Here is a 14506-nt window from a genome sequence, read left to right on the forward strand (position 1 = left end):
AAGGGGTGGTTAAGGTGGCTCTCTATGTCAGCATGTTTCATGGTGGAGTTTGATACATATACAGACAATCACTATATTCGTTGACGACTACGTAATAGGAACATAGGATTAGTCAGAAACCCAAAATTAACCGGTCTGTAATTCGATTCGGGAACAATGAGCGTACGAGACTCGTTGAATAAATAGGGATTCTTGTGGAGACCAACATGAACGCATATGCACGCAGAGATAAAATCCTTGAGGATTTGCAGCGCGAGTCGGGCGGTTCATTCTCAGCAGTTTACCGTGCGATGACAGAACTCTCTAGAGAGAAGAAAACCTCAGAACTCAATACTGATGAGGTGAAGGCAAGAATTCGCGCCATTATGGCTGGCGAGAAAGACATACGTCGGCGTGCGGGTTAATTTATGGCACTCAGCGCGTCGACGTTAGCGCTATTTTTGCTATTGGTTCCGGGATTAATATTTAGATACTCTGTTTATCATGGGTCTCAAATAAAGAGGCCATTTCTATCATCAAATACAATATACTCATCAATAACAATTATTTTGTATTCGATGATAATATTCATATTTTACATCGTTTTATTCAAAACACTGCTAGCATTGTCGTGGTGGCTCTTTGGCTCCATCAATCACTTTACGATTGTTGAATTCAATAGTCAGCTTTACATTTTTCAAGACAAGCGCAGATATGAAATCATTAATTTTGCGGTCAATTTTCCTATTATCACCATCGTTTCTGTAATTGTTATTTGTTTAATGTCCTACTTGTTGGCTATATCTGTTCAGTTCCTCTCACTAAAAATAAGTTTAATCGGTAGATTAATGTATGGCCCTCTTGCACCCCTTCTTGCACAAGGAGAGGCTACATTGCTTACTTGCTTTGTTCTTACGAAAGTCACACACGAGAACAGGAGACTTATCTATGCTGGTTACCCCACGGAGATATCACTCCGGGAGGGCAACAACATTGATCACATCATCATAGAGAACCCTGAAAAATTCTATCTGAAGCTCAATGTTCAGAAACCAACGTCATCGTTTCTGCAAGCACGCCCAATTTCAACGCACGATTACAGTCAAAGCTATATCTACATTTCTGGAACCGAGATTGAGAATGTGCACTTTGAAGGCTTTACCTTCAAAACCAAATGAATGTTTATTTCAATCACGCGCCTTTAATCGCCTCGCACCGCAGCTGGTCACTGCCGGACAGATATCGTTTCCGATTGCCGTGGCGCATATCCTTATGACGTGGACAGGCACCGTTGGTTTTATGGGGCTTGCAAAGACCACATGCCGCTATACGCGGGCGCTTTCGTTTGAAGTTCATTTCCATCTCCACAAACAAGCGGTGCGCCCCTATGGCGCCCGAACGTTTGTTGACGATGGTTGTGGATGGTGATCATTGGTGAAGGATAGCTCGTGGGGTTGGCAATGACTAGCTTGCTTCTTGCCAAACCTCGTTTAGCACTTTGGCGGCCAAAGCTGCCTTATCAAACGGCAGAAAGCGCCCATAGTGTTTGGCAACCATATCGGGAGTGTCTTGGATGGCATAACTGGCTTGCTCATAAGAACCAGTCTTCTTGAGAATATGGGTAGCTAATACATCTCGTACATTGTGTGGCCCGTGCGGTAGCAAACCTTTGATTACTCCGCGCCCCGTGTAGGGATTAAAGATGCCAAATCTCTGAATCGTCAAACGCCAAGCTTCATAGAACTTCATGCTGTCGTACGAAGCATCCTTGCTGGATACCTTTACCGTTTTTACAAAGAAGGTTCCAGGGTCGGCTGCGGGCCCCAAGAGCCGTGCGCGATGCTTCATTATGTAATCGTCTATGTATCGATAAAGATCGGCTAGATCAGGCAGGATAAGACGATACGGCTTATTGCTAAAATAGGAAGAGTCTGAATTCTTAAATGCGACTGAGGGTATCAATACCTCCCAGCCATTATCACGATCGCTCCACCTCAGTTCACCGCGCTTGAGATCTGCAAGTTGGCGTTCCGACCTAGGCAAGGCGCCTCTGGGGCAAAACAAAAGTTGGCGCAAGTTCTTTTGTCGGACGCCAAGATGAAGGCCTAGGAGGCGTTGACAAAGTGGCGCATCCACAGGCGGATTGAGACGATGTGGACGAAGCCGAGATAACTGTCGGCGGTTTTGTCGTATCGGGTTGCAAGCCTTCGAGCGTTTTTCAACTTGTTGAAGCAACGTTCGACCATGTTGCGCAGGGCATAGATAGCGGTATCGATGGGAAGCTGGACGAGCCTGTTGCGTTTGGTCGGCACCAAGGCGATACCACCGCGCTTTTCCATGTCCTGACGAATAAAATCGGCATCGTAACCCTTGTCAGCCAGTAGCACCTTTGGCGCGGGTCCGTCGGCGTCCATAACGGGCATGTATCCCTTGAAGTCCGAGACTTCTCCGCTAGTCAGTGTGAAGGCTATGGGCAGGCCCATCGCATTGATACGGAGATGGATTTTGGTCGTAAAGCCACCTTTTGAGCGGCCAAGACCCTGACGCGGAGTCCCCCTTTAGCGCCGGCTGAACAATGATGTGCCCGGATGATTGTGCTGTCGATCATTTGCAGGCTGGGATTACCGTCACCACTTTCGTTAAAGGCCTCAAGCAGCACATCCCACAAGCCCGACAGTGTCCAGCGCCGGAACTGGCGGTAAACTGATGACCATTTGCCAAAGTGTTCATGCAAGTCGCGCCAAGCGACACCTGTCCGTGCGATCCAAAATACCCCATCCAGAACAAGCCGGTGATCTCTTGGTCGTCGCCCACTGCGAGCGCCTCGTTCAATCACAAATGGTTCCAGGCAGGCCCATTCCTCATCGCTCATCAAACCTCGGATCAAGATAACCTCCGTGAAAGCTACCTTGAATCAAAACCTACGTGATTTGAAAACCCTCTTTGTCAACACGTCCTAGTCTAATCATTAGGAACGACCGAATAGATTCTGCCGCAGAACGTGGATAACGCTTTTCATCCGGCAGGAGGCGTATGATCTCGTCCGTAATCTTACGGTACTCACCTACGGGGCTTGGTGCTTCCAAGATAGGCAATATAGGTTCAAAGGGGTCTCGGTGAACTCGTGCAACTTTATTGATCTCTTTTACGCGTCCAGTGCAGTGTTTATGACAAATATCGCAGGCGGCATCCCAATTAGCTCTGACGGTTTGTATCTCATCAATTGAAACAACGCCCTCAATTGGCCGCAACGCTTTTGACAAGGAAGGAGTTTGTCTAATCCAACCCGTGTCGTGTCGTGTAAAAGCCAATGCAACACGCAGCATATCAACTTCCCATGCAGTATAGAAACCTCGTCTCTGTTCACGCCACTGTAGATACCAGTCCCAAACTGACGGAAAGACGAGCAAGGCAAATGTTAAGCTTTTTACCGGAACACCAAGGCCGCGGACGGCGCACTGAGGAGAAGCGGCGAGCGCTCCAAACATTAGACCGAGATGCTCAATTTTCTGGTCCGCTGTTTCATTTCCCCACAATCCATTTCGCTGATAACCGAAGGTGGCAAGGGTAGATGTCTTAAATCGCAGCAACTCCTTCATCTCTGCCTGTAGGTGAATAGGTGCTACTCGAACAGAACTAGCCAGATCTGGGTCACCTATCTCACTTATCAAGCCGTCGTTTATCGCACCTAACGTAGGTCGGCGATCGTGGATGTTTGAAAAGCGGATTGCATAATGTTGTTTACTAGCAACGGCTTGATATCGGCGATAGTCCGTCGAACCCGTCACAATGACCTTTCTCACCCAAGAAAGAATTTCTTCCTGTTCGTGAGCTGATCTAGATTCGAAGTCGTCTGGTAAGTGCCAAGCGAGCCTCCTCCTTTCTGAGGGGAGGATGTCGACTACTTGATGCCCATATGCACCTCTCGATGGATGTGGGATTTTCGCTTTGAAATAGCCCGATGGCAGTCGGTATCGTCGTTCGATACGCTCCAAAATTCTCATGCTGTCGAGACTTCTTGGGGCCTTTTTTGCTGACAGCCAGCTTTTCAAAGTCGTAAGGCTGAAGGTCTCTTTTGATTTCACTACAGCCCGCGATAGTTGCCAAACGGTGTCGCCATGCCTGTCCATGTGTAATCGAAGTGCGTCGTGTAAGGTATCTTGATCCTGCCAGTCCGTCCAAAGTGCTTCTGGAAACTCAATGATTGGCTGAGCCTTTTTCCCCGGTTTGTTGCGTGGACTAAATTCGTAATCCCACGTCTCTACGATTATAGGCGACACTGCCGATTTAAGTGGGCGCCTCGGTTTATTAACCGGAGGATTGGCAGCTAATTCACCTGTCCTGGAAGTTTCTTTGCTGGATTTCGGCCGTCGCTTCAATTCTCGAATTAACAGGTCGAAAATAGGACGGATATCTTTCGAATAGTGGATTAAGTACTCGGGTGCGATGTTGCAAAGTTTGCCTACGATGTACCAATTGATACCTGCGCCAATACGGGGAGGCAGTTCTTCTTCGCTATATATTCGAAGCAGGTAGAGACGTAATGCCTCTACTTCCGTTGGTTGCAGACAGTGAGCAATGCGGACTTGGCAAAAACTGGAAATTTTTCGTGGAATTACGGCTGATCGTTTGGTTGTCATGCGTCACCGTTATAGCTCGGTGAACGTCAACTCAAACTAGCGCAGAATTTATCCACAATTGCGATCACGGTGCCTAGCGATCCCTTAGCCTCACGCCTGGTCCATTTCCATTCGGGTCAATGAATAGCACGCCGGCGTCGGTGAGGGCGCGTTCGATCGCCGCGAGATTATTCGCAATAGGCATGCGCCGTGAAGATTCAAAATCTCGAATAGTGGATGCTGAGACGCCAGCTTCCTTCGCTAATTCAGGTTGCGTCCATTCCAACATTGCTCGTGCGGCTCGACATTGAGCGGGGTTCATTGCGCTATCCTCAATAAAAAACACCAACATCAATAATTAATGTTGACTTTGCACCAAGGTTGGTGTTTTTTACTGATATAGAAGTTTATTGCTGAGCGCAACGAGGAGACATCGCAATGTACGTCGAAGGACTTTCCGACAGACCCAAGATCACTGGTCGAGTTCTAGTTGAAGGAAAAGACTATGCCAAAGGCACGCCTCTGGATTCGTTTATTCCGGGCGACACGATGATGTGCTGGCAGGACTTTTACCAACTGACACACGACGTTTTCCGTACGGCCAAGGATCGGCAAGAGCTGAAACTTGCCGAGATGCTCTATAGAGCTGTCGGCAATCGCATGGGAAATCCGTTGGCTGGTGATTTGAATAAGATCATGCGGCACCACAAGGCCCGCGTTTCCTTACTTGCTCGCACCCAAAGCAAATTCCGTGACGTTATCGTCTCCATGCTCCGGGTGGGATACGACGTTTGTACAATTGCAGCTGTTACTGGCGTGCATCCTTCAACTGTCCGCCGCTGGCGCCGCTGGCTCGCACACAGCGAAAGCCGGTGGCCACACTAAACTACCCGAACCACCACAGCGGCCCTTATCCGCGAGGAGAACCACAATTGCCGGCAAAGTCCTCCCAAGACCGAACGGCCAACCTGAGGAGAAGCAGAATGAGAAGACTGACCAAAAGAAGATCGTAACAGGGTGGCCACCCAAATCCAGAACGCGTAGCTCAGCTGGATAGAGCGAGGGACTTCTAATCCCTAGGCCGATGGTTCGATTCCATCCGTGTTCACCAAAGAGGGCATCCGAACCACCGGATGCCTTTTCTTTAGTTACTGGAAAAGATGTTTCGAAAAGGAGGCACAATGCGTGCAGCCAATGACAACGACCCATTTTCAGGACTGCCGCTGTTCGCTAGCGACGCGGAAATTGCCGAAGCAATTGTTGGTAAAAAGGCAGCCCAGCGATGGCTCAAGGAGCGACTTCCGACAATATCAGGGAAGCCAGGTTTTCCTAAAGTTGACGATTTTCACGGGGGTCGACCTGTTCCGTTGGTTCGTGTTTTCTATGAAACTTATCTTGGCATAACCACTGGAACCTCAGGCTTACCTGATGGTGGGGAGGGTGTATGGAAAGGCCGAAAGCATTAGGGCTAAAATGGATGAAGCGAGCTCATGGCCACACTCCTATTTGGGTGGCCAATGAGGAAGACGTAAAGCGCGGATACAGCCCGAAGACAGTAAACCTTTCATTCCTTGTCGATAATCCAGACATGCTGGTCGCGAAATGTAATGCACTGCAGGCTGACATGCTTTTATGGCGAACGGGCTATCGCCACGATCCTCTGGCATTCGATGGCACCCTTCGTTCGCTCTTCTCAGTCTATCAGCGGGATGAAGAAAGCGCATTCCACAAACTCAAGCCGGGATCCCTCATTCCGTATAAACACTACCTTTCCAAACTAGAAGAGCACATCGGGCCGCGGCGCGTGGATTCCATTATGGGTATCGACGTCATCCGTTGGCACAAAATATGGAGTGCTGGCGATAAGAAGTTAGCTGCTGCGGCAACTTGCCGAGCCGTTCTTGAGGCAGCAGTTAGGCATGGCATCTTGCGCCGATTTGCCGGATGCATAGAGCTCCGAGAAATCCTTCAGACGGCGCGTGCAGGCTTACCTCAACCTAGGCGCCGTGAGGCGGTTCTAACAGCAGAACAAGCCATAGCCGCCCGACAGGCAGCACATGCCGCTGGCAGGCCTTCCTCTGCCCTTCTGTATGCATTTGTGTATGAAACCACCTTGCGTCTTTGGGACGTTGCCGGCCAGTGGTGGCCCATTGATAAAGGCGGAGTGTCCGAGGTAGTCGATACAGAATCCAAATTGAAATGGTTTGGCCTTCGGTGGGAAAACATCGATGATAATCTTCAGTTGAAGTTCACACCTTCAAAGACTGCAAACACGTCTGGAAAGTCGGTTGCATACCCTTTGTCGAAAGCTCCTATGGTCATGGAAGAGCTTGCGCATTGGCCAGAGGAGAAACGCATCGGTCCAATCATCGTCTCAGAGACAACAGGTTTGCCTTACGCCTCACGCGCTATAACCGAACGTTGGGCAGAGGACCGCAAAGCCGCGAATATTGACTCAAAAGTCTGGGCTCGCGACCTTCGTGCTTCTGGAATCACGGAAGGTCGTGCATCTGGCGCTACAACGGATGATGCCGCAAAAGTCGCCGGACACAGCGGCACGCGCACCACATCATCCGTATATGATCGAGCAACTGAAGAAGCTGCAGAACGCTTCGCAGATGCTCGTCTAAAAGGCCGCAGAACATAGCGGTAACGACAACGGTAACGGGCGGTAACGCGTCCGTTCCAACACGTTGAACCTTAACGATAATTAACTTAGGCGTTTTTAACCGCACCTTAAATCGCCGCATTTACCCTGCAACGGGTCGCGAAGGATTTCGTGGCACCATTTGGGGCGGGTATTTCAGTTAATGGCATCACGCGACAAGGGCAGGCAGCGCATCGAGCCGGGGTTCAGTTCGAACAGCCGTTCGAGCGATGATGACATGCGTGCCGACCCGGAGGACAGGCCAGTGCCAAGCCGGAAGCGCAAGTCATCGGCGCGCAAATCAGTGAAATCCAAGCGCAGCCGTTCTGGTCGCGGACAGCGCAGCGGTTTTTTTGGCGCCTTGCGCCGTATGGTCTACTGGTCTTTCGTCCTCTGCATCTGGGGTGGTATCGCCGTAGCAGGCATGGTGATTTATTTCGCCGCCAAGATGCCTCAGACCACGACATGGACGATCCCTGACCGGCCGCCCAATGTAAAGATTGTATCCGTGGAAGGCGATCTGATTGCCAATCGGGGCGCCACGGGCGGTGAGGCTATCGGTTTGCACCAGATGTCGCCTTACCTGCCACAAGCTGTTGTCGCTATTGAGGACAGGCGCTTCTATTCGCATTTCGGCGTTGATCCGGTGGGCTTTGCCCGCGCTATGGTGACAAACGTTGTCTCGGGCCGGTTGGTGCAGGGTGGCTCAACCATCACGCAGCAGCTGGCAAAAAACCTGTTTCTGACGCCGGATCGCACGCTTGAACGCAAGGTGCAGGAAGTTCTGCTCGCTTTGTGGCTGGAGCACAAATATTCGAAAGACCAGATTCTGCAGATGTATCTGAACCGGGTCTATCTTGGCTCTGGTTCCTATGGTGTTGCAGCGGCCTCGCGCCGTTACTTCAACAAATCCGCCCATGATGTGTCGCTGACCGAGGCCGCTGTTATTGCCGGGCTGCTTAAGGCACCATCGCGCCTGTCCCCGGCGCGCGATCCGAAAGCCGCCGCCGAACGTTCGCAGCTGGTTCTCGCGGCGATGCGCGATCAGGGGATGATCGGCGACAAGGAACTTGCCTTTGCCATTAAGCAGCCCGCCACCCGCGCGGCTGCCTATTGGAGTGGTTCGGAACATTATGTTGCCGACCGCGTGATGGAAGAATTGCCGGATTTGATCGGCGACGTCCGTTCCGATGTCGTCATCGATACAACGGTTGATCTTGGCCTGCAGAAGTTGGGTGAAGCCTCAATCCGCGATCTGATCCAGAAGAACGGCCAGAAAATGAGTGTATCGCAGGGCGCGCTTGTATCTGTCGATGGTACGGGCGCCGTGCGGGCATTGGTCGGCGGCTATGATTATGCCAACAGTCAGTTTGACCGGGCAACCGAAGCCAAGCGCCAACCGGGTTCAACCTTCAAGCCGTTTGTTTATCTCTCGGCGCTTGAGCAGGGACGCACACCGGAATCCGTACGCACCGATGCGCCGATCCGCATCGGCAATTGGACCCCAGGCAATTATAATGGCAAGTATTTTGGCAAAGTGACATTGGCGGAAGCTCTGGCACGTTCGCTGAATTCCGTTTCCGCCCAGCTGGTTATGGAAGTGGGTCCCGGTACGGTGGTTGAAACTGCCCATCGTCTCGGTATCGTCTCCAATCTGAATGCCAATGCATCGCTCGCGCTCGGAACCTCTGAGGTAACCCTGCTGGAACTGACAGATTCGTTCGTGCCCTTTGCCAATGGCGGCTACAAAGCACCGGTGCATATCATCCGGCGCATTACCGATCACGATGGCAAAGTGCTCTACGAATATAAGAGCCCCAATCAAGACCGGGTTATCAGCGACCGCAATGTTGGCATGATGAATGCAATGCTGCGTCAGACAGTCGAGAGCGGCACTGCAACCAAAGCAAAGTTTGGCTGGCCTGCAGCGGGCAAGACCGGCACCAGCCAGAATTTCCGGGACGCCTGGTTCATCGGTTACACCTCAAACCTGACGACCGGTGTTTGGTTTGGCAATGATGATGGCAAGCCGACCAAGAAAATCACAGGCGGCGGTTTGCCCGCGCTTGCCTGGAAGGAATTTATGGTCGCCGCGCACAAGGGCGTGCCGGTTGCCGAACTACCGGGTAATTATCACGTCAGCCAGCCTGTCATCGATGGCAATGATGCTTTGCCTGATTCCGGCGTGGATCCGACCGTACCTGCGGCCGAGGGTGTGCCGTCCGCTCAGCTCAATCAAGGCGCACCTGTGCCGCCGGTTGATGTCGCTGATCAGACCGGATCGACACACCCGACGCCGCCTGCTGGTGTTGGCGGCAACGGCCAGAAGAGCCGGAAGACCACGCTGTTTGATCTGATCATGGGCAACTGATCGCGCGAAACGGTCTCTCGTTTTTCGGCCCATAGCCACTTGTGCGCAAATTGCGCGCTGATCGGGCCGCCCAAACCGTCGCACGCCCATGTTTGCCAATCATAAGAAAACACAAGCCTTAAAGCAGGATAGCTGTCCGCTGTTCAAGCGTGAGCGCCGGGCATATTTGCGGCAATTCAAATGCCGCTTGACAAGTTGTGGAGGTTGTTATCCTATTCTGAAATCCATTATTAGATATTATATTCTATAATAATGGATCAATGTACAATATTCGCTTGACGAATAGGGGAACCAGAATGTCCAGACAATTTTATGTAACGGTCGCTGTGGCCGTGCTTGTCGCACAGCTATCGAGCCAGGCGCTCGCGCAGGAAAACAAGAGCAAGCTTGATGAAGTTTTGGCGCGAGGCCATCTGGTTCTCGGCACGGGAAGCACCAATGCGCCGTGGCATTTCAAGGGTGCCGACGACACGTTGCAGGGCTTTGATATCGATATGGGCCGCATTATCGCGAAGGCGCTGTTCAACGATCCCAGCAAGGTAGAGTTCGTCAATCAGTCCTCCGATGCACGAATTCCAAACATCACGACGAACAAGGTGGATATCACCTGCCAGTTCATGACAGTGACAGGTGAAAGAGCACAGCAGATTGCCTTCACCATACCTTATTACCGGGAAGGCGTCGGGCTCATGCTGAAGGCCGACGGCAAATATGCCGATTATGCCGCTCTTAAAGCGGCCGGTTCTTCGGTGACAATCTCGGTGCTGCAGAATGTCTATGCCGAGTCCATGGTCCATGCAGCCCTGCCGGACGCCAAGGTCGATCAGTATGACTCTGTCGATCTGATCTATCAGGCACTTGAATCCGGGCGGGCCGATGCGGTTGCCACGGACCAGTCATCACTGGCCTGGTACATGACCCAGAACCAGGGCCGCTACAAGGATGCTGGCTACGGCTGGAACCCGCAAACCTATGCCTGCGGCGTGAAACGCGGCGACCAGGACTGGCTAAATTTCGTCAATACATCCCTGCATGAAGCCATGACTGGCGTCGAGTTCGATACTTACGCGAAATCATTCAAGACATGGTTTGGCAAGGACCTGACGCCTCCCCAGATCGGCTTCCCCGTCGAATACAAGTGATCACCCCTGCGGCTCCGGAACAGTCCGGGGCCGCCTTTCCCGGTTTTCGATGGCAGGCATTCCATGGGTTACACGCTGAACTTCGCTGCCGTCTGGCGCAGCTTCGACGATTTGCTGCTGGGGCTGGCGCTTAGTCTTGCCCTTGCGTTTGGTGCCATTCTCATTGGTGCGGTCATTGGACTGTGTACAGCCTTTGCCCTGACCTCCAAAAATGGACTTATAAGGCGTCCGGCCGGAATCTATGTCTCCATCATCCGCAACACGCCAATCCTTGTTCTCGTGCTGTTTACCTATTTCGCGCTTCCGCAATGGGGTTTGCGTCTTGGCAAGATCGAAAGTTTCGTCTTCACGCTGGCTGTCTATTCGGGTGCCTACCTGGCGGAGGTGTTTCGATCGGGCCTGTTGTCGATTCCATCAGGATTGCGCGAAGCCGGTCTCGCCATTGGTCTGACGGAAATGCAGATACGCACATCGATCATCGCACCACTGATGTTCCGCAATATCCTGCCTTCCCTGAGCAGCACGATTATCTCGCTCTTCAAGGACACGTCGCTGGCAGCGGCCATTGCCGTGCCGGAACTGACGTTCGAAACCCGCAAGATCAATGTCGAAACGTTCCGGGTGATCGAAACCTGGATGGTTGCAAGCTGCCTTTATGTCTTTACCTGTTCGATCCTCGCTGCGTTGATGCGCACGCTGGAACGCCATCTGGCTTTGCCGAGGTGATGTGATGGATATTTTGCATTTTCTGGATGTTCTCTGGCTTGCACGTTGGCCTATCCTCAAAGGGATCGGCGTTACGCTTTCCATTTCTTTTTTGGCGATCTGTTGCGGCACGCTAATCGGGATAGCCGTTGGTCTGGCCTTGACCTATGCCAAGGCGCCGGTGCGCTGGATTGTACGCGGCTACACGGATTTCGTCCGGGGAACGCCGGTGCTGGTGCTGGTTCTTGCAAGTTATTATGTGCTGGGTACCATCGGCCTCGATCTCGGGCCGTTTCAGGCCGGCATACTTGCCCTCGCTGTTTTCTGCAGCTCGCATGTGGGTGAAATTGTACGGGGTGCCCTGCAATCCATACCCAAGGGGCAAACGGAAGCGGCCAAGGCCATCGGTCTCACATTTTCCCAGACGTTCGCCTATGTGCTCGGTCCCCAAGCGCTTCGTCAGGTTTTGCCTGCCTGGGTCAATACGGCGGCTGAAATGGTCAAGGCGTCGACATTGCTCTCCATTATCGGCGTTGCTGAATTGCTGCTTCGCACGCAGGAACTCATTTCCAGAACTTTCATGAGCCTCGAATTCTATTTCTTCGCGGGTTTTCTCTATTTCACCGTCAACTACGCCATTGAGCGTTTCGGCCGCTACGTCGAACGCAAGATCGCGGTTCCGTCCTAAGGGGATTCCGGGATGTCAAACAATCTTCTCGAAATCCGGGGCCTGCATAAAAGCTACGGCGATGTCGAAGTCCTGAAAGGCGTCGATTGCACCATGGAGCAGGGTGACGTGGTCAGCATTATCGGTTCAAGCGGATCTGGCAAAACCACCATGCTGCGCTGTATCAACATGCTGGAAGAGTTTCAGACCGGCTCGATCAGCATCGATGGTGAAGAAATCGGCTATGAAATGGCCGGCACGCAGCGCAGGCGCAAGAAAGAAAAAGAGATCGCACGCCAGCGCGCCCTGACGGGCATGGCCTTCCAGCAGTTCAATCTCTTCCCGCATATGAGCGCCGTTCACAATGTGATGCTCGGCCTGATCAAGGTGAAGAAGCTAAGCAGGGACGAGGCACGCGCCATTTCAGAAAGATGGCTGGACCGTGTGGGACTGCTTTCCCGTGCAGATCATTTTCCGGGGCAATTGTCCGGCGGTCAGCAGCAGCGTGTTGCCATCGCCCGTGCCATTGCCATGAATCCACGGCTGATGCTCTTCGATGAAGTCACCTCGGCGCTCGATCCGGAGCTTGTGAACGAGGTGTTGCAGGTGATCAAGACTCTGGCACAGGATGGGATGAGCATGCTGCTTGTCACCCACGAGATGCGATTTGCATACGAAGTGTCCAATCGAGTGATCTTCATGAATCAGGGACTTATCGGCGAAGAAGGAAATCCGCGCGATATGTTCCACAAACCCAAGAGCGAGCGTCTGGCCGAGTTTTTGAAAACATCGAGCTTCGCCTGAAAACCGGATTCTGCTCCATGTGCGTTGCTAATTCGTCAGCGTCCGCTTCACGGCAATCTTCCATCCGGCGATTTTGGCTTTGCGCGTTTTCTCGTCCATCACGGGTGTAAACCGCATGTCGCGTTCCCATGTCTTGGAAAATTCACGCCGGTTGGGCCAGATACCCGCCTTCGACCCGGCCAGCCATGCAGCGCCAAGCGCCGTCGTCTCAAGGATGGTCGGACGATCCACCGGCGCATCGAGAATGTCGGCCAGCCGCTGCATCGTCCAGTCGGAAGCCACCATGCCACCATCGACGCGCAAAACCGTTTTGGTATCGGATGCTTTCCAGTCCTTGCGCATGGCGTCCAGCAGATCGCGCGTCTGATAGGCCACGGCTTCCAGCGCTGCACGGGCAAATTCTGCCGGGCCGGAATTGCGCGTCAGGCCATAGATTGCGCCGCGCGCTTCGGCGTCCCAATGTGGCGCACCAAGACCGACAAAGGCAGGCACCAGATAGACATTCTGGCTCGGATCGGCTTGATCGGCGAGCTTACCGGTTTCTGGCGCCGATCCGATAATCTTCAATCCGTCGCGCAGCCACTGCACCGCCGCACCGGCGATGAAAATAGAGCCTTCCAGCGCATAGGTTGTCTTGCCGTTGAGCCTGTAGGCGATGGTTGTCAGGAGCCGGTTCTTCGATAGCACCATATCGCTGCCGGTGTTGAGAATGGCAAAGCACCCCGTGCCATAGGTGGATTTGAACATGCCAGGCTCAAAACAGGCCTGCCCGATGGTTGCCGCATGCTGGTCACCGGCAACCCCGAGAATGGGGATGTCAGCGCCAAGCAACGAGGCCTCGGCCGAACCGTAGTTGGCAGCGCAATCCTTGACGTCGGGCAGCATGGCGCGCGGAACCCGCAGGATGTCGAGCAGTTCGTCATCCCATTCGTTCGTCGCAATATTGAAGAGCAGTGTGCGGGACGCATTGGTCGCATCGGTGGCATGCACTTTGCCGCCGGTCAGACGCCAGATCAGGAAACTGTCGATTGTGCCGAACAGCAATTCCCCATTGACGGCACGTTTGCGCGCGCCGGGCACCTTGTCGAGAATCCACGCGAGCTTGGTCCCGGAAAAATAGGGGTCGAGCAGTAAGCCGGTCTTTTTGGTGAATTTCTTTTCTAGGCCCTGTTTCTTCAGTTTCTGGCAAACTGAAGCGGTGCGCCGGTCCTGCCAGACAATGGCGTTGTGGATGGGCTTGCCGGTTGCCTTATCCCACACCACTACCGTTTCCCGCTGGTTGGTGATGCCGATGGCAGCCACATCGCCCGCCTGTATCTTGGCATTTTCAACAGCAATCTGGCAGGTGCTCAGAACGGATTGCCAGATTTCCTCCGGGTCATGTTCCACCCAGCCGGATTGCGGGTAAATCTGCGTGAATTCCTGTTGGCTTTTCCCGACGACCTTGCGGTTCTTGTCAAAGATGATAGCGCGGCTCGACGTGGTACCCTGATCGATCGCGAGAATATATCCGTTCATGCTTCCCCCTCAAATTGCGGCCACGATATTTGCTTCGCTCCGGCGGATCAAATG

General features: G+C 52.8%; 12 protein-coding genes, 1 tRNA gene and 2 pseudogenes. 10 read left to right on the forward strand and 5 right to left on the reverse strand.

Going from position 1 to position 14506, the window contains the following annotated elements:
- Nucleotides 1-206: 206 nt before the first annotated feature.
- A complete protein-coding gene (locus tag HB779_RS06180; RefSeq protein ID WP_188344896.1) occupies nt 207-404 on the forward strand; it encodes a hypothetical protein in 198 nt (65 codons plus the stop codon).
- 1039 nt (nt 405-1443) lie between these two features.
- On the opposite strand, the pseudogene HB779_RS06185 reads toward HB779_RS06180, so the two are convergent.
- From HB779_RS06185 to HB779_RS06200, 4 genes and pseudogenes are all read right to left on the reverse strand, one after another.
- Nucleotides 1444-2088 (reverse strand): annotated as a pseudogene (locus tag HB779_RS06185) (hypothetical protein); the annotation flags it as partial.
- Nucleotides 2085-2851, reverse strand: a protein-coding gene (locus HB779_RS06190; RefSeq protein WP_371823908.1) for an IS5 family transposase whose coding sequence is annotated in 2 segments (ribosomal slippage) — nt 2085-2530 and nt 2530-2851 — 768 coding nt in all. Because the reading frame shifts where the segments join, the coding sequence is not laid out codon by codon here. The pseudogene HB779_RS06185 and the gene HB779_RS06190, both read right to left, overlap by 4 nt.
- Nucleotides 2852-2933: 82 nt before the next feature.
- A pseudogene (locus HB779_RS06195) lies at nt 2934-4184 on the reverse strand (hypothetical protein); the annotation flags it as partial.
- Between the two features lie 508 nt (nt 4185-4692).
- Nucleotides 4693-4950, reverse strand: a complete 258-nt coding sequence (locus tag HB779_RS06200; protein WP_371823915.1) for a multiprotein-bridging factor 1 family protein — start codon at nt 4948-4950, stop codon at nt 4693-4695.
- Nucleotides 4951-5036: 86 nt separating this feature from the next.
- Between HB779_RS06200 and HB779_RS06205 the strand changes: the two genes are divergently transcribed.
- The 9 genes from HB779_RS06205 to HB779_RS06245 all read left to right on the forward strand — a co-directional run bounded on the left by HB779_RS06205 (nt 5037) and on the right by HB779_RS06245 (nt 12934).
- Nucleotides 5037-5483 carry a helix-turn-helix domain-containing protein gene (locus HB779_RS06205; RefSeq protein WP_188344899.1) on the forward strand — a complete coding sequence of 149 codons (447 nt, stop codon included), beginning with the start codon at nt 5037-5039 and terminating at the stop codon, nt 5481-5483.
- 149 nt (nt 5484-5632) lie between these two features.
- A tRNA-Arg gene (locus HB779_RS06210) sits at nt 5633-5709 on the forward strand.
- Nucleotides 5710-5779: 70 nt separating this feature from the next.
- Nucleotides 5780-6064 (forward strand): hypothetical protein, encoded by a 285-nt coding sequence (locus tag HB779_RS06215; RefSeq protein WP_188344900.1) that lies wholly within the window; start codon nt 5780-5782, stop codon nt 6062-6064.
- Complete coding sequence (locus HB779_RS06220; protein WP_188344901.1) at nt 6043-7245, forward strand: integrase; 1203 nt, start codon at nt 6043-6045, stop codon at nt 7243-7245. The genes HB779_RS06215 and HB779_RS06220 overlap by 22 nt, the downstream gene beginning before the upstream one ends.
- 163 nt (nt 7246-7408) lie before the next feature.
- Nucleotides 7409-9616 (forward strand): transglycosylase domain-containing protein, encoded by a 2208-nt coding sequence (locus HB779_RS06225; RefSeq protein WP_188344902.1) that lies wholly within the window; start codon nt 7409-7411, stop codon nt 9614-9616.
- 296 nt (nt 9617-9912) lie between these two features.
- Complete coding sequence (locus HB779_RS06230; RefSeq protein ID WP_188344903.1) at nt 9913-10758, forward strand: transporter substrate-binding domain-containing protein; 846 nt, start codon at nt 9913-9915, stop codon at nt 10756-10758.
- 63 nt (nt 10759-10821) lie between these two features.
- Nucleotides 10822-11484, forward strand: coding sequence for an amino acid ABC transporter permease (locus tag HB779_RS06235; protein ID WP_188344904.1), 663 nt, complete (start codon nt 10822-10824; stop codon nt 11482-11484).
- A gap of 4 nt (nt 11485-11488) precedes the next feature.
- Complete coding sequence (locus HB779_RS06240; protein WP_188344905.1) at nt 11489-12151, forward strand: amino acid ABC transporter permease; 663 nt, start codon at nt 11489-11491, stop codon at nt 12149-12151.
- A gap of 12 nt (nt 12152-12163) precedes the next feature.
- Complete coding sequence (locus HB779_RS06245) at nt 12164-12934, forward strand: amino acid ABC transporter ATP-binding protein (RefSeq protein WP_188344906.1); 771 nt, start codon at nt 12164-12166, stop codon at nt 12932-12934.
- 27 nt (nt 12935-12961) lie between these two features.
- Here the strand turns inward: HB779_RS06245 and glpK are convergent, their stop codons facing one another.
- Nucleotides 12962-14452, reverse strand: a complete 1491-nt coding sequence (gene glpK / locus HB779_RS06250; protein ID WP_188344907.1) for a glycerol kinase GlpK — start codon at nt 14450-14452, stop codon at nt 12962-12964.
- Nucleotides 14453-14506 lie beyond the last annotated feature (54 nt).

Origin of the sequence: Phyllobacterium sp. 628 (assembly GCF_014189505.1) — a bacterium.
GTDB lineage: Bacteria > Pseudomonadota > Alphaproteobacteria > Rhizobiales > Rhizobiaceae > Phyllobacterium.